General features: G+C 71.2%; 19 protein-coding genes and 1 pseudogene. 11 read left to right on the top strand and 9 right to left on the bottom strand.

The genetic code is table 11. The features are described from left to right. Window positions 1–86: 86 nt before the first annotated feature. A complete protein-coding gene (locus tag KALB_RS15820; RefSeq protein WP_025356685.1) occupies window positions 87–1,061 on the bottom strand; it encodes a LysR family transcriptional regulator in 975 nt (324 codons plus the stop codon). A 72-nt stretch (window positions 1,062–1,133) separates the two neighbouring features. Here KALB_RS15820 and KALB_RS15815 point away from each other — a divergent pair, with 72 nt between their 5' ends. From KALB_RS15815 to KALB_RS15805, 3 genes are read left to right on the top strand one after another with little or no spacing between them, the layout of a single operon-like run. Then, window positions 1,134–1,823, top strand: a complete 690-nt coding sequence (locus KALB_RS15815) for a succinate dehydrogenase cytochrome b subunit (RefSeq protein WP_236650264.1) — start codon at window positions 1,134–1,136, stop codon at window positions 1,821–1,823. Then, window positions 1,820–3,757 carry a fumarate reductase/succinate dehydrogenase flavoprotein subunit gene (locus KALB_RS15810; RefSeq protein ID WP_025356683.1) on the top strand — a complete coding sequence of 646 codons (1,938 nt, stop codon included), beginning with the start codon at window positions 1,820–1,822 and terminating at the stop codon, window positions 3,755–3,757. Before KALB_RS15815 ends, KALB_RS15810 begins: the two co-directional genes overlap by 4 nt. Continuing rightward, the gene (locus tag KALB_RS15805) at window positions 3,754–4,485 is read left to right on the top strand and encodes a succinate dehydrogenase/fumarate reductase iron-sulfur subunit (RefSeq protein WP_030108538.1); all 732 of its coding nucleotides are present in this window, start codon (window positions 3,754–3,756) and stop codon (window positions 4,483–4,485) included. The genes KALB_RS15810 and KALB_RS15805 overlap by 4 nt, the downstream gene beginning before the upstream one ends. Window positions 4,486–4,533: 48 nt before the next feature. On the opposite strand, the gene KALB_RS15800 is transcribed toward KALB_RS15805, so the two are convergent. Beyond that, entirely contained in the window at window positions 4,534–5,433 is a 900-nt protein-coding gene (locus KALB_RS15800) for an AurF N-oxygenase family protein (RefSeq protein ID WP_025356682.1), read from the bottom strand. Window positions 5,434–5,487: 54 nt separating this feature from the next. Then, the gene (locus KALB_RS15795) at window positions 5,488–6,309 is read right to left on the bottom strand and encodes an SDR family NAD(P)-dependent oxidoreductase (protein WP_025356681.1); all 822 of its coding nucleotides are present in this window, start codon (window positions 6,307–6,309) and stop codon (window positions 5,488–5,490) included. Window positions 6,310–6,401: 92 nt separating this feature from the next. Here KALB_RS15795 and KALB_RS15790 point away from each other — a divergent pair, with 92 nt between their 5' ends. Then, on the top strand, window positions 6,402–7,172 hold the full coding sequence (locus tag KALB_RS15790; RefSeq protein WP_025356680.1) for a MerR family transcriptional regulator: 771 nt from the start codon (window positions 6,402–6,404) through the stop codon (window positions 7,170–7,172). A gap of 49 nt (window positions 7,173–7,221) precedes the next feature. Here the strand turns inward: KALB_RS15790 and KALB_RS48520 are convergent, their stop codons facing one another. The 5 genes from KALB_RS48520 to KALB_RS15765 form a co-directional block, all read right to left on the bottom strand. Further along, on the bottom strand, window positions 7,222–7,875 hold the full coding sequence (locus tag KALB_RS48520) for a helix-turn-helix transcriptional regulator (protein WP_025356679.1): 654 nt from the start codon (window positions 7,873–7,875) through the stop codon (window positions 7,222–7,224). Between the two features lie 526 nt (window positions 7,876–8,401). Next, window positions 8,402–9,088 (bottom strand): siderophore-interacting protein, encoded by a 687-nt coding sequence (locus tag KALB_RS43930; RefSeq protein ID WP_081789351.1) that lies wholly within the window; start codon window positions 9,086–9,088, stop codon window positions 8,402–8,404. A 499-nt stretch (window positions 9,089–9,587) separates the two neighbouring features. Continuing rightward, window positions 9,588–11,141: a dolichyl-phosphate-mannose--protein mannosyltransferase gene (locus KALB_RS15775; RefSeq protein ID WP_025356677.1), complete on the bottom strand. Its 1,554-nt coding sequence runs from the start codon at window positions 11,139–11,141 to the stop codon at window positions 9,588–9,590. 32 nt (window positions 11,142–11,173) lie between these two features. Then, window positions 11,174–12,271: a TetR/AcrR family transcriptional regulator gene (locus KALB_RS15770; RefSeq protein WP_268872271.1), complete on the bottom strand. Its 1,098-nt coding sequence runs from the start codon at window positions 12,269–12,271 to the stop codon at window positions 11,174–11,176. Between the two features lie 38 nt (window positions 12,272–12,309). Then, window positions 12,310–13,854, bottom strand: coding sequence for an acyl-CoA synthetase (locus tag KALB_RS15765; RefSeq protein ID WP_025356675.1), 1,545 nt, complete (start codon window positions 13,852–13,854; stop codon window positions 12,310–12,312). A 220-nt stretch (window positions 13,855–14,074) separates the two neighbouring features. Here KALB_RS15765 and KALB_RS15760 point away from each other — a divergent pair, with 220 nt between their 5' ends. The 7 genes and pseudogenes from KALB_RS15760 (at window position 14,075) to KALB_RS15730 (ending at window position 20,769) form a co-directional block, all read left to right on the top strand. After that, the gene (locus tag KALB_RS15760) at window positions 14,075–14,770 is read left to right on the top strand and encodes a response regulator transcription factor (protein ID WP_025356674.1); all 696 of its coding nucleotides are present in this window, start codon (window positions 14,075–14,077) and stop codon (window positions 14,768–14,770) included. Next, on the top strand, window positions 14,754–16,523 hold the full coding sequence (locus KALB_RS15755) for a sensor histidine kinase (protein WP_025356673.1): 1,770 nt from the start codon (window positions 14,754–14,756) through the stop codon (window positions 16,521–16,523). The genes KALB_RS15760 and KALB_RS15755 overlap by 17 nt, the downstream gene beginning before the upstream one ends. Window positions 16,524–16,565: 42 nt before the next feature. Next, window positions 16,566–17,126 (top strand): hypothetical protein, encoded by a 561-nt coding sequence (locus KALB_RS43925; RefSeq protein WP_148309482.1) that lies wholly within the window; start codon window positions 16,566–16,568, stop codon window positions 17,124–17,126. Then, window positions 17,123–18,157, top strand: a complete 1,035-nt coding sequence (locus KALB_RS15745) for a peptidoglycan-binding protein (protein WP_025356671.1) — start codon at window positions 17,123–17,125, stop codon at window positions 18,155–18,157. Before KALB_RS43925 ends, KALB_RS15745 begins: the two co-directional genes overlap by 4 nt. Beyond that, window positions 18,154–18,831 (top strand): annotated as a pseudogene (locus KALB_RS49195) (ABC transporter ATP-binding protein); the annotation flags it as partial. The gene KALB_RS15745 and the pseudogene KALB_RS49195, both read left to right, overlap by 4 nt. Before the next feature lie 10 nt (window positions 18,832–18,841). After that, complete coding sequence (locus KALB_RS49190) at window positions 18,842–20,017, top strand: ABC transporter permease (protein ID WP_025356670.1); 1,176 nt, start codon at window positions 18,842–18,844, stop codon at window positions 20,015–20,017. 65 nt (window positions 20,018–20,082) lie between these two features. Then, on the top strand, window positions 20,083–20,769 hold the full coding sequence (locus KALB_RS15730; RefSeq protein WP_148309481.1) for a PLL family lectin: 687 nt from the start codon (window positions 20,083–20,085) through the stop codon (window positions 20,767–20,769). 45 nt (window positions 20,770–20,814) lie between these two features. Here the strand turns inward: KALB_RS15730 and KALB_RS15725 are convergent, their stop codons facing one another. Continuing rightward, window positions 20,815–21,957 carry an aromatic ring-hydroxylating oxygenase subunit alpha gene (locus tag KALB_RS15725; RefSeq protein WP_025356668.1) on the bottom strand — a complete coding sequence of 381 codons (1,143 nt, stop codon included), beginning with the start codon at window positions 21,955–21,957 and terminating at the stop codon, window positions 20,815–20,817. Window positions 21,958–21,960: the final 3 nt, after the last annotated feature.

Genomic DNA, 21,960 nt, shown 5'->3' with positions numbered 1-21,960 from the left:
CGACGCGCGAAGATCAGGGCCACCGTTGCCGCGGCAGGTCCGGGATCTTCGCGCGTTCGGCCGTTTCCTGTTCGCGATCGTCCTTCTCAGCCTGGTGATCTCGGCGCGTAGCCGGGCTTCGACGCCTGGGGGCGCGCCGCCGGGAGCCGGCGCACGCCGCGCGGCAGGGTGTCCGCGTCGGCGAGGTGGCTGAGCAGGGTGTCCTGGAACGCGCGTGCCGCCGCCGTCGGAGCCGCGTCGGTGCGGTGCGCCAACGCGATCGTGCGGCTCAATCCGGGGCGCGCCAGCGGGGTCGCGCGCAGCAGCGGACGGGCCGCCAGCACCGTGCTCGGCACGATCGCCACCCCCAACCCGGCCTCCACGAACCGCAGCACCGCGTCCATCTCGCCGCCCTCCACCGCGAACCTCGGCTGGAACCCGGCGCGGTGGCAGGCCGCCAGCGTCACCTCCCGCAGGTCGTAGCCCTCCCGGAACATCACCACCGGGTGGTGTCGCAGCTCGCCGATCGGCAGCTCGGTGCGGTCGGCGAGCGGGTCGGCGGCCACCGGCGAGGCCACCACCAGGCTCTCCCGCAGGATCGGGGTCGTGGTCAGCGCGCTGTCCGCGTCCGCGGGCGACTCGATCACCAGCGCCAGGTCCAGCGCGCCGCGCACCAGCTCGCGCACCAGGTCGCGCGAGCCGCCCTCGGTCACCAGCAGCTGGATGCCCGGGTACCGGCGGTGGAACCGGGCCAGCACATCCGCGAACACGCTGCCGCACAGGCTCGGCGGCGCGCCCACCCGCACCCGACCACGCCGCAGCCCCGCCAGTTCCTGCACCTCCAGCCGCGCGGTGTCCACATCGGACATGATCCGGCGGGCCACCGGCAGCAGCGCCTCCCCGGCCGGGGACAGCGCGATGTTGCCGCGCGCCCGGGTGAACAGCTCCGCCCCCAGCTCCCGCTCCAGCACCCGGATCTGCTTGCTCAGCGAGGGCTGCGCCACGTGCACCAGCTCGGCGGCGCGGGTGAAATGCCGGGTGTCGGCCACCGCCAGGAAGTACAGCAGCTGCTGCAAGGTCATAGCCCCAGACTATCGACACGAGCGTGACGATGTATTGGACGACTGGTTCCGCTGGCTCCTAGCGTTGTTGTCGTGGTTGTCCTCAGTACCTCGAAACCGTTGCGGCTGTGGCGATCCACGGTCGGCAAGAAGGCCGTCATGGCGATCACCGGCGCGCTGCTGTTCCTGTACGTGGTGGCGCACGCGCTGGCCAACCTCAAGATCTTCTTCGGCCCCGACGCGCTGGACGGGTACGGCCACTGGCTGCGTACCCTCGCCCAACCCGCGTTCGGCTACGGCGGCCTGCTCTGGGTGGCGCGCGCCGTGCTGCTGGCCGCGCTCGTCCTGCACGTCACCGCCGCCGCGCAGCTCGCCCGCCGCGCGCGGAAGGCCCGCCCGGTCGGCTACGCGCACCGTGCCGCCGTGCAGGGCAGCTACCCGGCACGCACCATGCGGTGGGGCGGCGTGCTGCTGTTCCTGTTCGTCGTCTACCACGTCCTGGACATCACCACCGGCACGCTCAACCCGCACGGCGTACCCGGCGAGGACTACCGCAACGTCGTCGCCGACTTCCAGCGCTGGCCGGTCGTGGTCGCCTACACCGCCGCGATCCTCGCGCTCGGCCTGCACCTGTGGCACGGGGTGTGGAGCGCGCTCCAGTCGCTGGGCAGCACGCTCGCCGCGCGCCGCGCCGCCCGGATCGCGGCGCTGGCCGCCTCGGTGTCGATCTGCGCCGCGTTCCTGTCCGTTCCGTTCGCCGTGCTCACGGGGGTGCTGAGGTGACCGATTTCGTCGAGGGCGCGCCGATCCGGGACGAACGCGACCCAGGCGGCCCGATCCAGACGCGCTGGGACCGCCGCCGGTTCGCCGCGCGCCTGGTCAACCCGGCCAACCGGCGCAAGCTCACCGTCATCGTCCTCGGCACCGGGCTGGCCGGCGCGTCCGCCGCCGCCACCCTCGGCGAACTGGGCTACCGGGTGCGCGCGTTCTGCTACCAGGACAGCGCCCGCCGCGCGCACAGCATCGCCGCGCAGGGCGGGATCAACGCCGCCAAGAACTACCGCAACGACGGCGACAGCGTGCACCGGCTGTTCCACGACACCGTCAAGGGCGGCGACTTCCGCTCCCGCGAGGCCAACGTGCACCGGCTGGCGCAGATCAGCACCCAGATCATCGACCAGTGCGTCGCCCAGGGCGTGCCGTTCGCACGCGAGTACGGCGGTCTGCTGGACACCCGGTCCTTCGGTGGCGCACAGGTGTCCCGCACGTTCTACGCGCGCGGCCAGACCGGACAGCAACTGCTGCTCGGCGCGTACCAGGCGCTGTCCCGGCAGGTCGCCGCAGGCACGGTCGAACTGCACACCCGGCACGAGATGCTGGACCTGCTGGTCGTCGACGGGCGGGCGCGCGGTGTCGTGGTGCGCGACCTGGTCACCGGCACGGTCACCAGCCACGTCGCGGACGCCGTGGTGCTCGCCACCGGCGGCTACTCGAACGTCTTCCACCTGTCCACCAACGCCCTGGGCTGCAACGCCACCGCCATCTGGCGCGCGCACCGGCGCGGCGCGCTGTTCGCCAACCCCTGCTACACCCAGATCCACCCCACCTGCATCCCGGTCAGCGGCGACCACCAGTCGAAGCTGACCCTGATGAGCGAGTCGCTGCGCAACGACGGCCGGGTGTGGGCGCCGGTCCGCACCGGCGACACCCGCGCCCCCGGCGACATCCCGGAAGCCGAACGCGACTACTACCTGGAGCGCCGCTACCCCGCGTTCGGCAACCTGGTGCCGCGCGACATCGCGTCCCGTGCCGCCAAGGAGGTGTGCGACGAGGGCCGCGGCGTCGGCCCCGGCGGCCGCGGCGTGTACCTCGACTTCGCCGACGCGCTGCGCCGGCTCGGCCGGGACCTCGTGGCCGCCCGCTACGGCAACCTGTTCGAGATGTACCAGCGCATCACCGGCGAGGACCCGTACCGCCAGCCGATGCGCATCTACCCGGCCGTGCACTACACCATGGGCGGCCTGTGGGTGGACTACGACCTGCGCGCCACCATCCCCGGACTGTTCGTCATCGGCGAGGCCAACTTCTCCGATCACGGCGCGAACCGGCTTGGTGCCAGCGCACTCATGCAGGGCCTCGCCGACGGCTACTTCGTGCTGCCCGCCACGATCGGCGACTACCTCGCCGACGGCCCGTTCGACCCGGTGCCCGCCGACCACCACGTCCTCGCCGAGGCCGAATCCGAGGTACGCGGCCGGATCACCACCCTGCTGACGGCGCGCGGCGACCGCACCGCCGACCACTTCCACCGCGAACTCGGACGGCTGATGTGGCAGCACTGCGGCATGGCCCGCAACGAGACCGGACTGCGCACCGCGCTCGCCGCGATCCCCGCGCTGCGCGAGCAGTTCTGGCAGCGCGTCGCCGTGCGCGGCACCGGCGCGCACCTCAACCAGGCGCTGGAGCGCGCCGGCCGGGTCGCGGACTTCCTGGAACTCGCCGAGCTCATCGTCCGGGACGCGTTGCACCGCACCGAGTCCTGCGGCGGCCACTTTCGCGAGGAGAGCCAAACCCCGGACGGCCAGGCCCTGCGTGACGACCCGGACTTCAGCTACGTCGCCGCATGGGAGTTCACCGGCGTCGGCCAACCCCCGGTGCTGCACCGGGAAGCCCTGACCTTCGAGCACATCACCCCCAGCCAGCGGAGCTACGCGTGAAACTCACCCTGAAGGTGTGGCGCCAGCCCGGCCCCGACGCGCCCGGGCGGCTCGTCGGCTACCCGGTGGACGACCTCACCCCGGACATGTCGTTCCTGGAACTGCTCGACGTCCTCAACCAGCGCCTCATCCTCGCCGGTGAGGACCCGGTCGCGTTCGACCACGACTGCCGCGAGGGCATCTGCGGCGCCTGCGGCGTGGTCGTCAACGGCCGCCCGCACGGACCGCAACGCGCCACCACCGCCTGCCAACTGCACCTGCGCGCGTTCCGCGACGGCGACACCATCACCGTCGAACCGTGGCGGGCGGGCGCGTTCCCGATCGTGCGCGACCTCGTCGTGGACCGCGGCGCGCTGGACCGCATCGTGCAGGCCGGCGGCTACGTCACCGCCCCCACCGGCAGCGCACCTGACGCCCACGCCGTGCCGGTGCCCAAGGCCGACGCCGACACCGCGTTCGAGGCGGCGGCCTGCATCGGTTGCGGCGCCTGCGTGGCCGCCTGCCCGAACGGATCCGCCATGCTGTTCACGGCGGCGAAAGCCACCCACCTCGGCGTGCTGCCGCAGGGCCAACCGGAACGCGCCACCCGCGCGGAGTCCATGCTCGCCGCGCACGACGAGCTCGGTTTCGGCGGCTGCACCAACACCGGCGAGTGCACCGCCGCCTGCCCCAAGGGCATCCCGCTCACCACCATCGCCCGCCTCAACCACGACATCCTCCGCGCCTGAACGCGGCGCCGTTGGTGCGGTGGCGGTTTTGGGCAGCGGGCGCCGAGGTCAGGCCGCGAACCCCGAGCGCCGCCACAGCCTGCGCGAGGTCGGCGTGAGCAGACCCAGTTCCTCGTAGAACGGGCTGAGCCTGCGCACCGAGTCGCGCCTGCTGGCCAGCACGTGCTCGTTGCGCACCGCCTGGCGGACGGCCTCGCGCGGGTCCAGTCCGGCCTGGGCGTACATCCGGGGGTTGCGCAGTGCGCGGGCGATCAACCCCAGGCCCAGGCCGACCGAGATCGCCAGCGCCTCGCGCTCGGCCCTGCTCAGCCGGGGCACGACCCGGACCAGTTCCTCGCGGGCGAAGCGCATGTGCCGGGCTTCCTCGATGACGTGGATGCGGAACACCTGGCGGCTCAACGGCTGCACCGAATCGTCCTTGAGCCCCTCGCGCTGGAACATGTCGAAGATCTCCTCGACGAACAGCACCGCGACCCAGGCCAGCGGCTTGGTCGAGTAGCCGCGCAGCAGCGTGGTGAGCAGGTGGTCGAACCGGTTGGGCGGGTACGGGCCGCGCTCCAGCTTCGCCACGACCTGGCTGAACATCGTGGAGTGGCGGCACTCGTCGGCGATCTCGGTCAGCGCGTAGCGCAGGTGCGCCGAGGCGGGGTCGAAGGAGAACGAGTGGCGGATCAGCATCTGGATGAAGCTGGACTCCACCCACATGCCGAAGGACAGCGAGTTGGCCAGCTCGCAACGGGACAGTTCCACCCGCTGCCCGTGGCTCATGCCCTGCCACAGTTCGGTGCGGTACAGGCTCAGTTGGGGTGCGGGCAGGAACAGGGCGTCCGGCAGCAGCGGGGCCTGCCAGTCGATGTCGACGGCCGGGTCGTAGCTGTGCTGCACGGACGCCCTGAGCAGTCGCTGCGCGGTCACCTCACGGGACGGGATCGAGTCGGAACGTGCCATGAGCCACCTCCGCGACTATGACACCAGCCACTGTTACATCCGTCAATGACACATTCAGCGCTGCCGGTCCAACTGGCGCAGGGCCGTGTCCTGACCGATCCGCGCCAGCAGCCGCATCACCGGCGGCGCGAGGTGGGACAGCACGTAGGTGGCCCAGGCCCCGACGGTCACCGGCACCACCGGCCGGTTGCGCTGTACCGCGCGCAGGATCTGCCTGGCCACCACCTCCGGCCCCGGCGCGATGCGGCGGAACATGGCCGCGGCCTGGTCCCCGCGCTTGCGCTGTTCCTGCTCGTCCAGCCCGACGAACCGGGACGCCTGGTAGATGCCGGTGGAGATGAAGCCGGGGCAGATCGCGCTGACCCCGATGCGCTGACTGGCCAGGTCGGCGCGCAGGCACTCGCTGAGCATGACCACCGCGGCCTTGGTGGTGCAGTACGCGGGCAGCCCCCGACTGGGGGTGAAGCCCGCGGCCGAGGCGATGTTGACCAGGTGCCCGCCCCGGCCCCGCTCGGCCATCTGCGCGCCGAACAGGCGACAGCCGTGCACCACGCCGAGCAGGTTGATGTCGATGATCCGCCGCCAGTCCTCGGCGGAGTGCGCCAGGAACGGGCCGCCCATGCCGATGCCCGCGTTGTTCACCACCACGTCCGGCACGCCGTGCTCGGCGCGCACCCACTCCGCGAAGCGCTCCATCGCCGTCACGTCGGCCACGTCCAGTTGGTAGGCGACCCCGGTGCTGCCCGCGGTGGCCTGTGCCGTCTCCAGGTTGAGGTCCGCGCACACCACGGTCGCCCCGTGTGCCGCGAACGCCCGGGCCGTGGCCCGGCCGATCCCGGAGCCAGCCCCGGTCACCACCACGAGCCGCTTCGCCATGCCGAACCTCCTGGTTGCTCCTCACCCAATCGCGCCAGCCTAAAATGTCACATCGACGACTGTCACCATCCACACCGGTACACTCCGCAGCGATGACCGACTACCGGATCGACGAGCTGGCCAGGATCGCCGGGACCACGACCCGCAACGTGCGGGCCTACCAGGACCGCGGCCTGCTGCCGCCGCCCCGTCGACAGGGCAGGGTCGGCATCTACACCGACGCGCACCTGGCCCGGCTCAAGCTGGTCGGCTCGCTGCTGGAGCGCGGCTACGCCACCGCCCAGATCAGCGAGCTGCTCACCGCCTGGGAGACCGGCAAGGACATCGCCGACGTGCTGGGCCTGGAGCAGGCGCTGGGCAGCCGGTGGACCGACGAGATCCCGGCCCATCTCGCCGCCGAGGAGGTCGCCGACCTGTTCGCGGACGCGCCGGAGGATCTGGTGGGCAGGCTGGTGGCACTGGGGGTGCTGCGCCGCGAGGGCGAGCAGTACCGGGTGCCCAGCCCCCAACTGCTCAACGCGGTGCTGGAGCTGCTCGGCTACGGCTTTCCGCTGGGCAAGCTGGTCGACCTGTACGAGAACGTGCTGCCCGCGCTGGACGAGGTGGCCCGGCTGATGGCGGAGACCGGGGCCGCGCACATCATCGACACGCACGGCAGCGCCTGGCTGCCTGACGGCGCGGAGCTGAACGAATTCACGGGAATGCTGCAACGGCTGCGCCAGCTGGCCACTTCCTCGGTGCAGGGCATCCTCGGGCACGCCCTGGAACGCAACGTGCAGGCCCTGCTCGGCGAACACATCGCACGGGTCATCGCGAGCGATTCCGGCGGGGAGAGCGCTCCCGCGAACGCGGACCGGCCCTGACACCCAGTCGGGCGCCAGGGCCGGGGCAGGGGAATCGCGCCGACCGGGCTCAGGCCCCCGGTGGCATCACCTTGTGACCACCCACGGTTTCCAGAGAATCGGAATCGAGGATTCCGATTCGATACGCAATCGAGACCGCCTCGGCCCGGCCGTTGGCATCCAGCTTCCGGATGATGTTCTTGGCGTGAGTGCGCACGGTTTCCACAGAGACGAACAATCGCTCCGCCATCGCCCGGCTGCTCAACCCGTCCGCGATGAGCTCCAGGATTTCCGTCTCCCGGCTGGACAGCGGCCGCACCGGTCGTTCGACCTCACCGGCCCGCACCGCACCCTGGTAGGCGCCGCCGAACAGTTGCACCAAATAGGCCGCGGAGGCGGTGTTCAGCGCGACCTCGGAGGCGCCAGCGGCGAAGGCCGCCCGAGCCCGGTCCTGGGCGTCGGGCGTGCTCGCGATGAGCACCACCACCGGACAGGACAACCTGGTTTCCGTAAGGTTCCTTACCAGTTCGAATTCGGGGTCGACCGCCTGGTCGAGCACGACCAACCCGGTGGGGTTGCTGGTGGTGAAGCGAAGCGCGGCGGTCGGCGAGGAGGCAGCACGGACCGAGCCGACCTCAGGCACCTGGGCAGCGACCCGGGCGATTCCTATGCGAGTCAGCGGGGAGAATCCGACGATCAACACCTGACGCGCGTGGTTCGACATAAGCGGCTCCCCAGGGTGGAACAACAACTAGGCGGGACCCGTGCAAGGATGTCACACGAACTGCGAAATGCGCTAACAGACGTGACCCACCAGGCAAACCGGTAACACCTGGTAGCGGAACGCATTGTTCCGCATCACCTGATCAGATCATCGGGTCGTGACATTTCTACTGTCCGTACCGTTGGAATGGAAAACCTTTTCCAACCTCGGCCTCCGGCCCCTCGGACTCACCCCGATGACAAGGCCCTCGACAGCCCTGTCGGCACGGGTGCGCAACCGCCCACACTGAGCCGAGCAAACCTCGGATTCCGTGACCACCCAATTACGGCACGTACACGTCTCGGTAATACGCCCCGCGTTGACTGGGCGCTGCCCCGATCAGGGGCACTCCCTACACCGGAAGAAGGCACGTCATGGGGATCGTCGCCCAGCTGGACGCACTCGTCGCCTACCTGACCCACATCCTGCTCGGCGGGCTGTAGGCGCGAGGGGCGAGGGGGCCGCCAGCACCGGTCCCCTCGCCCGCTCACCGTCCGGTCCAGAACGCCCTCGTCACGACCTCCGCGCGCGGCAACCCCGGCCCGCGCCTGCCCCGCAGATACCGCCTCGCCCGGCGCACCGTCCTGACGTGGCCCGCCAGGTGGGCCACCGCCCCCACGGGCACGCGCTCCTCGCGCAGCCTCGCCAGCAGCGCCTCCCCCGGGCGGCCCGCGCTGGCCACCACCGTCACACCGGGCACCAGCAGGCTCGCGCCGTCCAGGTCCTCGGCGGGCACCTCGATCACCCCGCACACCTCGGCCGAGGCGGGCACCGACTCCGCCAGCGACTGGAACAGGCCCACCGCGCTCGCGTCGCCGACCAGGAAGTACGCCAGGCCACGGCGGCACCTGGACAGCCGGCGCGGTCCCAGCAGCGCCACCCGGTCCCCCGCCGCCAGCGAGCGCGCCCACCGGGTCCCCGGACCGTCGCCCCGGTGCAACTGGAACACGATGCCCAGCCTGGACCCGCCCCCAGCCACCTCAGCGACCGTGTAGTGCCGGGTCACCCGCCGACCGACGCGGATGCCGACCGCGCAGCCGGGGGTCCACGGCGTCCCGGACAGCGGTTCACCGGTGAAGGTGACCAGGCGCAGGCCGGGTGAGAGTTCCTCGACGGAGTCCACGGTGACCGGGCGGGCTCGCCGCCTTGCGAGCAGTGCGGGCGCTGAAGGCATTGGGCCACCAGCCTTTCCGAGCGAACCTCCACTGAACTACAGCCGAGGGGCGGCAGGCAAGCCCGGTGTCCGCAACCTTTGCCGCAATGCGCAACATCTGTGTCCGATGTGTACTGAGGAGGCGAAAACCCGGCCCTGCGGGCCTACCGTGGGCGTGCGGGCGGTCTTCCGGCACGGACTGGGGGTGCCGGAAGGCCGTCTGGCGGCCAGGGTCGACCGGCTCAGCCCGCAGACCAGGCGGGCGGCCATCGAGGTGATCACTCAGGCGGTGCGGCCCGGCGCCGACCTGCGGTGGGTGTTGCGCGGTGACCGGGCGGCACGGGGTGCGAGGCCAGCTGCGCCGCAGGGAGCGCCAGCGCAGGGCGAGGGCGACCGGGCGCGACCCACGAGCAGGCCGCGCGACGGTGCGGGAGTTCGGCGCCGGTGGCCGATCTGCTTGAGCAGTGCGGGTTCCGCCGACCGGCCGGTCACCAGATCGTCCACATCGGACAGTGCGGCCTCACTTCCAGCTGGGCAGCCAGAGTTCGGCCTGCCACTGCGCGGCACTGATCGGCACCCCGTTGAGCACCGGCCACAGCCAGACGAAGTTGGCCACCACCAGTCCCACGTAGATGGCGACCACGAGCAGGCCGGTGTTGCGCCGCTCGCTGCCCGCCCTGGCCCTGCCGATGATGTCCCCGCAGGCGAGCACAAGCCCGAGCACGAGGAAGGGGGCCATCGGCGTGGTGTAGAAGAAGAACATCTGCCGCGACATCGTGGTGAACCAGGGCAGCAGCCCGGCCATGTAGCCGACCATGACTGCGGCGTGCCGCCAGTCCAGGCGGGCGAAGGCGCGCCACAGCGACCAGCCGATCATCGGCAACGCCAGCCACCACATGGCCGGGGTGCCGATCAGCATCTGCGCGCTGACGCACTGGCTGGAGCCGCAGCCCGCCGCGTACGGGCTTGGGCTCTGCTCGATGTAGTAGAGCATCGGGCGCAGGCCCATCGGCCAGGTCCAGGGCTTGGACTCCCAGGGGTGTGTTCCGTAGTTCGCATTGGTGAGCGACTCGTGGAACGCCAGCACGTCCTGCTGGTAGACCAGCAGCGAGCTCAACGCGTTCGCGGCCACATGCCGGTCGAACCCGGTCTCGCTGCCGAACCAGGCCCACCACGAGCCGAAGTACACCAGCAGGGCGATGCCGACGATCGCCCACAACGCGAGCGCCACGTCCCGGACGGCCGTGCCGAGCCACGGTCGTTCCACCCCGGCGGCACGCCGTGCGGTGGCGTCCCACACCACGCTGAGCAGGCCGAACGCGGCGATGAAGTACAGGCCGTTCCACTTGACCGCGCACATCAGCCCCAGTGACACGCCCGCGGCCAGCCGCCACCAGCGAAAGCCCAGCCTCGGGCCCCACTGGGACTCCCCGCCCCAGCCCTCACTGGCCGCGGTGGCCAGGCGGGACCGGACCACGTCCCGGTCGACCAGCAGGCAGCCGAAGGCCGCGATGACGAACAGCTCGCCGAAGATGTCGAGCATGCCCATGCGGGCCTGCACGTGGCTGACCCCGTCGCAGATCAGCAGCACCCCGGCCAGCGCGCCGAGCATGGTGGAGCGGGTCAGCCGCCGCCCGATCCGCACGATCAGGAACACGCACAGGGTGCCCGCGACCGCGGGGGCGAACCGCCAGCCCCAGCCGTCGTAGCCGAACAGCCACTCCCCCGTGGCGATCAGGTACTTCCCGAGTGGCGGGTGCACCACGAGTTTGTAGCCCGGATCGTCCTCGTAGCCGCCGTTGCGCAGCATCTGCCAGGCCTGCGGCACGTAGTGCTTCTCGTCGAAGACCGGGGTGCCCTTGTCCGTGGGCCAGCCCAGGTTCCAGAACCGCACCAGGCCGCCGAGCACCGTGAGCGATAGGGTCACCAACCAGCCCCGCAGCCGGTCGGTCGGCGGGAACGGCCCCAGCCGCCGCACCGGGTCGGCCGAGGGCGGGGGCTCGGCCGGGGGCACCTCGCCCACGTCCACGACCAGGTCGGAGTCGGCCGGGGCGGCGGTCTGCACGGCGGTCACGGGAGCCGATGGTAAAGCAGGGCTTGGGGCGTTCAGGTGAAGAGCAGGGCGCGAGCCACCGCGCCGAGCCGCCCGGCGACGGCCGGGCCGCGCACCAGGTGCGGGGTCCGCGCCACGTCGGCGATCACGATCAGCGCGCCGCGTACCCGCAGGTGGGCGTCGCGCTGGGACAGCTCGGGCCGGTGCGCCCGCAGCAGCGAGACCCACTCGGTGATCAGCTCGCGTTGCGCCATGCGCACCTGGTTGCGCTCCGCGAGAGGCAGGTTGCCGATTTCGGTGACCAGGGCGCCCATGAGTTGCCGATGACGCAACGCGAAGCGCACGTGCCCGTCGACCAGCAGGTCCAGCGCGTGCCCGTGGCTGGTGGCCACCCGCAGGACCTCGTGCAGGTCGAGCCAGAGCGCCTCGGTGCCCCGGTTCAGCGCGGCGAGCAGGATCTCGGTCTTGCTGGCGAAGTGGTTGTAGACGCTGGGCCCGGCGATGGCCGCGGCGGCGCCGATCTCGGCCATGCTCACCGACTGGTAGCCGTGCTCACCGAACAGCCGGGTCGCCGCCGCGAGCAGCGCCTCCCGCCTGCTCACCGGGGCCAGCCCGGCCGTGTCTCCCGGGGGTGTAGCCGCCTCACCGGCGTCCGGCAGCCGCACCGCGCAGATCGCGCTGGTCATCGCCACCAGCACTGGGACGTCCAGCTCGACCGTGTGGTGCGCGGTGCTGCCCAGTGCGCAGAGCACGGCCCAGCCGAGCAAGTCGGCGTCGGCGGCCGAGAGCTCCGCGCGGTGCTCGCCGATCCCCTCGGCCAGCCGCTGGTTGACCTCGCGGAACCGCCTGCGCAGCACCTGCTGGTTGGCGGCGGGCAGGTGCCGGGCCTCCCGCTCCCAGAGCAGGCCCAGCTCGCGGCCGTGCACGGTGCCCTCGGCCAGCCGGGTCAGCATCGCGTCCAGCCCGCCACCGGCCGAGGTGACCGCGTACAGCCGCTCGAAGGAATCACTGACCGCACTGTCCAGAAGGGACTGCTTGTCCCGGAAGTGCCGGTACAGCGCGCCCGCCGTGATGCCGACCGCGCCAGCGATGTCGGCCATGCTCACGTTGTGGTAGCCCACCTCGTGGAAGCACACCGAGGCCGCGGACAGGATCTGCTGCTTGCGGTCCTTGGGGCGGCGGGCCCGGGTCAGTGCACCGATCGTTCCGCCTCGTTCCAGTAGACCTTGCGCAGTTCCCGCTTGAGGATCTTGCCCGCCCCGGACACCGGCAGCGCCTCGACGAACTCCACGCTGCGCGGTGCCTTGTACCCGGCGATGAACTGCTTGCAGTGCTCGCGCAGCTCCTCCTCGCCCGCCGAGGCCCCGGGCAGCAGCACGACCACGGCGTGCACCCGCTCGCCCCACTCCTTGTCGGGCACGCCGATCACCGCGCAGGAGGCCACCGAGGGGTGCTTGGCCAGCGCGTTCTCCACCTCGGCCGAGTACACGTTCTCCCCACCGGAGACGATCATGTCCTTGATCCGGTCCACGATGTACAGGTAGCCGCGCTCGTCCAGGTAACCGCCGTCCCCGGTGTGCATCCAGCCCCCGCGCAGCGCCTGCTCGGTCTCCTCTGGCTTGTTCCAGTAGCCCAGCATGACGTGCCCGCCGCGCACCACGACCTCGCCGACGGTGCCGGTGGGCACCTCGTTGTCCTCGGCGTCGACCACCCGCACCTGGGCGTGTGGCCCGGCGCGCCCCGCCGACCGGCGCAGCTGCGGGTCCTCGTGGTCCTCGGCCATCAGCATGGTGGCCACCGGCGACAGCTCGGTCATGCCGTACGCCTGGGTGAGCCGCACCTCGGGCAGCAGGGCGGCGGTCCGTTGCAGTACCGCGTCGGAGATGACCGAGGCCCCGTAGAGCAGTTGGCGCAGGCTGGACAGGTCCGCCTCGCGTGCGGCCGGGTGGTCCACCAGCAGCTGGATCATCGTCGGCACCAGCAGCACGTCGGTGACCCGGTGCCGCTGCACCGCCTCGATCACCTTGACCGGGTCGAACATCGGGATGATCACGTGTGTGCCGCCGAGCAGGTTGCGGCCCACCCAGGAGGCGAGGTCGGCCAGGTGGAACATGGGCGCGGCGTGCAGCAGCCGCCCGCCCGGCTGCACGAACCCGCAGGCCGCGCTGCCCAGTGCGGACACCATCAGGTTGGCGTGGCTGAGCATGACGCCCTTGGGGTGGCCGGTGGTGCCGCCGGTGTAGAAGACCCCGGCGAGATCGTCCCCGCTGCGGTAGGCGTCGGGCACCGGCTCGTGCGCCGCGACCAGTTCCTCGTAGGACAGGGCGCCCTCCGGGGTCGGCCCCTCGCCGCAGTGGATCACCGTGCGCAGCTGCGGGCACTGCTGGCGCAGCGCGGGCAGCATCGCGCTGAACACGTCGTCGACCAGCAGCACCTCGGTGCCCGAGTCCACCAGCGAGTAGGCGATCTCCGCCGGGCTCCAGCGGATGTTCACCGGGTTGACCACCGCCCCGGCCCAGGGCACCGCGAGGAGGTACTCGTGGTAGCGGTCGGAGTTCAGCGCCAGGATCGCCACCCGGTCGCCCACGCCGACGCCAAGCCCGTGCAGCGCACCCGCCAGCCGGGCCACCCGGTCCGCGCACTCCGCCCAGGTCCTGGTGCGCTCACCGAAGATCGTCGCGGGCAGGTCGGGATTGTGCTGGCAGGCCCTGTGCAGCGGCTGGGTCAGGTACACGGCTGTCCGCCTCCTCGCCATCGAGTGCAGATCAGGCTATTCCTCGTTCACTTAACACCACAAGACCGCGTCATGACGCGAGTGGCGGGCAGGATGACCGGAATGGCGGTTCACTTAGTGCGAGTTGTGACGAACCTGTTCGGGCCTGGTGACGGTCCCGTTCCCGCCGGGCCGCCGCGCCGCGAGCTGTCCATAATGGTCACGAGGAGGGGAGCCGCCCTTGTGCGCACAGGTCCTGGTCGCCGACGACGACACCAAGCAGGCCGAGCTGGTCCGCCGCTACCTGGAGCGGGAGGGCCACCGGGTGCTCGTGGTGCACGACGGGCGTGCGGCGTTGGAGCGCACTCGTGAGCTGCGGCCCGACCTGCTGGTGCTGGACGTGATGATGCCCAGGGTGGACGGGCTGGACGTCTGCCGGGTGCTGCGCGCCGAGCACAACCACGTGCCGGTGCTCATGCTGACGGCCCGCTCCACCGAGGACGACCTGCTGCTGGGCCTGGACCTGGGCGCCGACGACTACCTGACCAAGCCGTACAGCCCGCGCGAGCTGATGGCCAGGGTGCGTGCGCTGCTGCGCCGGGTGACCCGTGCCGAGGCCCGCGCCGAACGACCGCTGGTGGTCGGCGACCTGGTGGTGGACCCGGTGCGGCACGAACTGACCGTGGGCGGGCGGCTGATCGAGTGCACGCCCTCGGAGTTCCAGATCATGCTGGTGCTGGCCTCGCAGCCGGAGCGGGTCTTCACCCGCAGGCAGCTGCTGGAGCAGGCGCACGGGGTGGACGGCTACATCTCCGAGCGGACCATCGACGTGCGGGTGATGAACCTGCGCAAGAAGATCGAGCGCGATCCGCGCAACCCGGTCTACCTGACCACGGTGTACGGAGTGGGGTACCGGCTCAGTGACCGCCCGGCCTGACCTGCGGCGCAGGCTGCTGGTCCGCCTGCTGGCCAGCTCCGTGCTGATCGCCGTGTGCTCGATCGCCGCGACGGCCTGGCTCGCCGTGCGGTCCACCTCCGGGGCGATCCGCACCGAGCAGGGCAAGGCCCTGGCCACCGACGCGCACATCTACGACGTGCTGCTGGGTTACGCCGCCACGCACCCGCGCTGGGACGGCGTGTCCACTGTGGTCGATGACCTGGCCAGGCAGACCGGCCGGGTCGTCGTGCTGACCACGCCCGCGCGCACTCCCATCGCCCAGTCCGCGGCCGGGGTGAGCCTGCCGCAGACCGCGTCGGCGGCGCTCGACCCGCTGGCCGTGGACCCCGTGCTGATGCCCAACGCGCCCGCCGACCGCATCGACACCAGGGCGGTCGGCCCGTTCGCGCTGACCGACCAGGAACGGGCCAGGCTGCGCGGTGCCGCCGACGCGGAGGTCCAGTGCCTGCGCGGAGCGGGGTTCTCGGCGTTCGTCGCCGAGCAGCCCAACGGGCGCGCCAAGGTCGTCACGCCCGGCATTGACCAGCTCAAACCCACTGTGTCCTGTGTGGACACGCCGGTGGATTCGCCGATGCCCAGCGAGCAGAAGGCGCTGGGTGAGCTCAACCAGCTCGTCAACGACTGCCTGGCGCACAAGGGATACGCCCCGATCCGGCTGCGGCTGGACCTGACCTGGACGGCGAGCGAGCCGAGGGTGAACCCCAGTTCGGACCAGGAACCGGTCACCGAGTGCGTCACCAGCGGCCGTCGCCAGCAGCTGACGCCCTTCGTGAGCCCGGCCGCCCTGCTGTTCCTCAGCGACCCGCAGGGAAACCCCGCGCCGACAACAGGTCTGTCCACGGCGAACACGGTGGGCATCGGGGGCACGGTGGCCGTGGTGCTGCTGCTGACCGTGGGCGTCACGGTGCTGGTCGCGACCCGGCTGACCCGTCCGATCAGGGCGCTGACCGAGGCGGCACAACGGATGCGTGACGGGGACACCTCGGCACGGGTCCGGGTGCGCGGCAAGGACGAGATCGGGCAGTTGGCGGCGGCGTTCAACGAGCTGTCCGAGCACCGGGAATCCCTGGAACGCCAGCGCAAGAACATGGTCAGCGACGTCTCGCACGAGCTGCGCGCCCCACTGGGCAACATCCGCGGCTGGCTGGAGGCCGCACAGGACGGGGTCGCCGAGTTCGATCCCGCGCTGGTGGCCTCGCTGCTGGAGGAGAGCATCCTGCTGCAACGCCTCGTGGACGACCTACAGGACCTGGCCCTGGCCGACGCGGGCAAGCTGCGGCTGCACCCCGAGCCGGTGGCCGTGGCCGAGCTGGTGGAGCAGGTGATCACCGCGCACCGGGGGCAGGCCGAGGGCCGACAGGTCACCGCCGAGGTGATCGACTCGCCCGAGGTGGTGGCGGACCCGGTGCGGCTGCGGCAGGTCCTGGGCAACCTGGTCGGCAACGCCGTGCGCCATGGGGACGTCACCGTGCGGGCCGAGCAGGTCGGCGAGCAGGTCGTGATCAGCGTGCGGGACACCGGTCCCGGCATCGCGCCGGAGGACCTGCCGCACGTGTTCGACCGGTTCTGGCGCGCGGACCGCTCGCGCAGCAGGCAGACCGGCGGCAGCGGGCTCGGCCTGGCGATCGTGCGCAACCTGGTGCGGCTACACGGGGGAACCGTGACGGCCGAGAGCACCTTGGGCGAGGGCGCCACCTTCACCCTGCGGCTGCCCGCATCCAGCGGTCACTGAGCCCGAACAGGTTCATCACAAGCACCGATCACCCTGGACGACATGAGAATCGTCCTTGGCGCGGCAGTGCTCGCGGTCGCCGCGGTGACCGCCTGCGGCACACAACCAGCTCCCGACAAAAACGTCGCATCACTGTCCACAACGGACTCGACCAGTGCGGCGACGACCACGACCACGACCGCGCCCACCGAGGGCAGGCCGCAGCTACGTCTGGACATGACCGAGGACGAGTCGAACAAGGTCTGGCAGCCCTACTACCGGTGCTACGAACAGCACGGCGTGGCGCTCAGCCGGATGGGGCCCAACGGAGAGCTCCAGGTGCCGAGCAAACCCGATCCGGCGAAGGAGAAGGAGGCCGCACAGGCGTGCAAGGGCAAGCTGCCGTTGCAACCGCCCGAGCTGGACACGAAGGGCCCCAAGTACCGGGACAACTTCCACAAGTGGGTGCAGTGCATGAACGACAGGGGCTTGAAGATCGTCGAGGTGCCGGACACCAGCGTGGACCCGGACGGCATCGGCTGGACCTACGGTGAGGGCAACACGATCGGCGGCGAACAGGGCGCGAAGATCGAGCGCGAGTGCAAGCTGGCGGCCTTCAAGTGAGCAGGAAGTGGGTACTGACCGGGGTCGCGGTGCTCGCCGTCACGGCCACCGCGGGCGTGCTGGCCTACACCTGGACCGCGACCGGACCGCCCAGCGCCGGAGCGGGTCCGGCACCGGCGCAGACCGTGGCGATCGTGCGCGCCGACCTGTCCGACACCCGCGAGGTGGCCGGAACCCTGGGCTACGGGGCGGAAACCCCGCTCAAAGGGCACAAGGCGGGCACCATCACCTGGCTGCCCCAGGTGGGCGGCGAGATCGACCGGGGCAAGGTTCTGTACAAAGTGGACGAACAGCCGGTGCTCGCCCTGTTCGGCGACACACCGCTGTACCGCAAGCTCGACACGCCGGGCACCAAGGGCAAGGACGTCAAGGTGCTGGAGGCCAACCTCGCCGCGCTGGGCTACTCCCCCGGCACGGTGGACGAGGAGTTCACCGCGGCCACCAGCGCCGCGGTGAAGAAGTGGCAGCGCGCCAACGGGGTCAAGGAGACCGGCGCGGTCGACCCGGGCGATGTTGTCGTGCTCCAGGCGAAGTCCCGGATCTCGGCGGTCAAGGCCCAGCTCGGCGACCCCGCCGAGGGCGAACTGCTGTCGGTCACCGGCACGAGCACCGCGGTGACCGTGCCGCTGGACCCCGGCCAGGTCTCGCTGGCCGCCAAGGATGCCAAGGTCGGCGTCACCCTGCCGACCGGCAAGCAGGTGCTGGGCACGGTCGCGCAGGTCGGTACGAGCGTGCAGTCCGGCAAGGGCAGCGACCCGAACTCCAGCCCCAAGGTGACCGTGACGATCACCTTGGATGAGCCTGGGAACTTCGAGTCGGCGCCCGTGCGGGTGCAGTTCACCACCGAGACGCACAAGGGCGTGCTCGCCGTGCCGATCACCGCACTGGTGGCCCTGCGCGAGGGCGGCTACGCGGTGCAGGTCAGGGGCGGCGGCCTGGTCGCCGTCAAGACCGGGCTGTTCTCCCAGGGACGAGTGGAGATCACCGGCAGCGGGCTGGTCGAGGGCACGCAGGTGGTGATCGCGACGTGAGCCCGGTGCTGGCACTGCACGAGGTGAGCAGGCACTACCCCGGCGGGGTGCGCGCGCTGGACGGGGTGTCGCTGCGGATCGAGCGGGGTGAGCTGCTGGCGATCGTGGGCCCCTCCGGCTCGGGCAAGTCCACGCTGCTGCACCTGATGGGCACGCTCGACCGGCCCAGCGGCGGCACCGTCGAACTGTCCGGTCAGGACGTGGCCGGGCTGTCCGACCGCAGGCTGTCGACCCTGCGCGGGCGGTCGATCGGCTTCGTGTTCCAGCAGTTCCACCTCACCGAGGGGCTGACCGCGACCGAGAACGTGGCCACCGGCCTGCTCTACGCCGGGGTGCCGCGCAAGCTGCGCACCGGGCAGGCCCGTGAGGCGCTGGCACGCGTGGGGCTGGGCCACCGCACCGGGCACCGGCCGCACGAGCTGTCCGGCGGCGAGAAGCAGCGGGTGGCCATCGCACGCGCGCTGGTCAACCGCCCGGCGCTGGTGCTGGCCGACGAGCCGACCGGAGCGCTGGACAGCGCGAACGGACAGGCGGTGCTGGAGTTGTTGCGGCAGTTGAACTCCGAGGGCACGACCATCGCGATCATCACCCATGACCGGGAGATCGCGGCGAGCTGCCCGCGCCGGGTGGAGCTGCGCGACGGCCACGTGGTGTCCGATACCGGCACGGCGATCGGAGTCCGGCATGACGCTGACCGACCTGCTGCGCCTGGGACTGCTCAGGGTGCGCACCAAACCGCTGCGGGCCGCGCTGTCCGCGCTGGGCATCTCGATCGGCATCGCGACGATGATCGTGGTCGTCGGCATACCCGCGTCCAGCCAGCGCGCGCTGATGACCAGGCTGGAGGCCTTGGGCACCAACCTGTTGCGGGCCGAGGCGGGCAAGGACCCCAGCACGCAGCAGCTGGTCTCGCTGCCGACCGAGGCGGTGTCCATGGTGCGCCGGATCGGCCCGGTGAGCACCGCCACCGCGGTGGCCAACACGCACAGCACGATCAACCGCAGCAACCTGGTCACCCCGGAGCAGTCCTCCGGGCTCCCGGTGCTGGCGGCCGACCCGCGGTTGCTGGCCTCGGTCGGCGGCAGGGTGCACAGCGGGCGGTTCCTCGACCAGGTCAGCCAGGCCTTCCCCACCGTCGTGCTCGGCAGTGCCGCCGCCAGCCAGCTGGGCATCACCGAGGCGCACGGCGACCAGCAGGTGTGGATCGGCGACGGCTGGTTCACCGTGATCGGTGTGCTGGACCAGATCCCGCTGGCCCCCGACCTGGACCGCGTCGCGCTGGTGGGCTGGCAGGCCGCCCGCGAGCGGCTGGGCTTCGACGGGCACCCGACCGTGCTGTACCTGCGGGCCGAGCAGTCACGGGTGGAACAGGTCCGCGGGGTGCTCGCCGAGACGATCCTGCCTGGCCAGTCTGGGCTGGTGACGGTGGGCCGGCCCTCGGACGCGCTGGCCGCCAAGCAGGCCACCGAGAGCGCGTTCTCCGCCCTGCTGCTGGGTTTGGCCGCGGTGGCACTGTTGGTCGGCGGGGTGGGCGTGGCCAACACGATGATCGTGTCGGTGCTGGAGCGGCGCGGCGAGATCGGGCTGCGCCGGGCACTTGGCGCGCACCGGGGCCAGATCCGTGTCCAGTTCCTGACGGAATCGGTCGTACTGTGCGGATTGGGCGGTACTGTCGGAACTATACTGGGAGTAGCCGCCACGGCGTGTTACTCGGCCGGTCAGGGATGGCCCGCGGTGATTCCGCCGGCGGCCGTGGCGGGCGGGTTCGGGGCTGCGTTGCTGGTCGGCGCGGTGGCCGGGGTCTACCCGGCGGTAAGGGCAGCCCGGTTGCCCCCGACGGCAGCGCTGTCCGCCACGTAGACTGGTAACGGCGCCATCCATCTGGTCTACAGCAGGCAAAGGCGAAGATCTTCTACGTTCCAGCCATGCGGAGAAAACCCTTGTCCCACTGGGCCACCCTGGTTCTCGTCCGCGACACCACCCAGGCGCACACCTGGCACAGACCGCTGTCGCTGCGCAGGTCCGACGGCCGAGTGGACCAGTTCCGTTGCGCCGCAATGCCCTTCGAGGTGCAGAGGGACGCCGAGTTCGCCTGGCACCGGGCCCAGGAGGAACCGGGCGGGCGGTACAGCCCGTGGCAGCCGATCTGCCCGGTGCCGGTCGGGCCGCGCACCTGCGTGTTGTGCGCGGCCGAGGACGCGGCGGGCCGGCTGGAGGTCTTCCTGCCCTCGTTCGGGACGGTGCACCGGGTGACCCAGTGCGGGCAGGAATGGTCCAGTGCCAGCGACTTCGGCCTGGCGCCCGGCCCATACGGGGGCGGCGTGGCGGTGTTCACCACCCGTGACGGCCGACTCGCCGCCTTCGCCTCCAGCAAACGCCCAACGTCCTCAATGGACATGCGTGTGCAGCGGGAACCCGGCGGGGCCTGGGGTCCGGTGATCGGACTGGGCCGTGTGCCCTGGCCGAACAGCTACCTCGGAGAGCCACACTCCGTGACCGAGTTCGCCGACGGCAGACTGCGCGTGCTGGCCACGGAGTGGAACCGGGACCGGACCTGGGAGATCCGCCAACTGACCCCCGCTGGCGAATGGTCCACCTGGCGCCGCGCCTGACCCCACCCCCGGCGAGTCCCGCCCTGCGGAGCCCGAGTCCCGCCCTCAGGCGTGCGAGTCCCGCCCAGCGGTCAGCCTGGCGCTGACCCAGTCGTGGAATGCGCCGATGTGGTGCTCGCTGGGCACGAGCACCCCACCGCGCCGGTAGGCCCGCGAGCTCATCGTCGGCTGGCAGCGCTCGCACGCCGCGAAGTCCTGCTCGTTGACCCGGTGGAACAGCTCCACCGAGCGGGACACGTCCTTGCCCTCAGCCACCACCTCGGGCAGGTACAGCCAGTCGCACTCCACGACCGTGCGGTCCGGGGCGAGCGGGTACATCCTGTGCCAGATCACGTGGTCGGGCACCAGGTTGATGAACACCTGCGGCTTGACGGTGATCGCGTAGTAGCGGCGGTCCTGATCCTCGGTCACCGAGGGGATCCGGTCCAGACCAGTGCCGCCGTCCACGGTGAAGCCCTCGATGCCCTCGCCGAACTCCGCGCCGTGCCCCACGTAGTACTGGGCGGCGAAGCCCTCGGCGAACTCCGGCAGCACCTCGGTCAACTCGGGGTGGATCGTCGCGCAGTGGTAGCACTCCATGAAGTTCTCGATGATCAGCTTCCAGTTGGCCGCCACCTCGTAGGTGATGCGGCGGCCCACCTGGAGCTGGTCGATCTCGTAGTGCCCGATCGCCTCGGGGTCGCCCAGGCGCTCGGTGCACGCCGCGATCACGTCCTGCTCGAAGGACGGCGGCTGCTCGGCCAGGCACACCCACACGTAGCCCAGCCACTCGCGCACGTGCACGGTGACCAGCCCGAACTCGACCCGGTCGACGTCGGGCATCCTGGTCAGGTTCGGGGCCGCGATCAGCTTGCCGTCCAGGCCGTAGGTCCAGGCGTGGTACGGGCACTGGAAGGCGCGCTTGACCTCACCACTGTCCTCAGTGCACAGTTTCGCGCCGCGGTGGCGGCAGATGTTGAGGTAGGCGCGGACCGCCCCGTCGCGGGCACGGGTGACGATCACGCTCTCGCGTCCGATCTGGACGGTTCTGTACCGGCCCGGCCGACCCACCTCGGCGGATCTGGCCGTGCAGAACCACATCCGCTCGAAGATGCGCTCCTGCTCCAACTCGAACACATGCGGATCGGTGTAGCTGGCCCCGGGCAGGGTGGGGATCAGGCTGTCGGGCAGACCCGGTGCGGTTGTCATCGC

Source organism: Kutzneria viridogrisea DSM 43870, assembly GCF_000525635.1.
Classification (GTDB): domain Bacteria; phylum Actinomycetota; class Actinomycetes; order Mycobacteriales; family Pseudonocardiaceae; genus Kutzneria; species Kutzneria viridogrisea.
The sequence above is the reverse complement of the archived record's forward strand: the minus strand, read 5'-3'. Positions and strand labels throughout refer to the sequence as shown.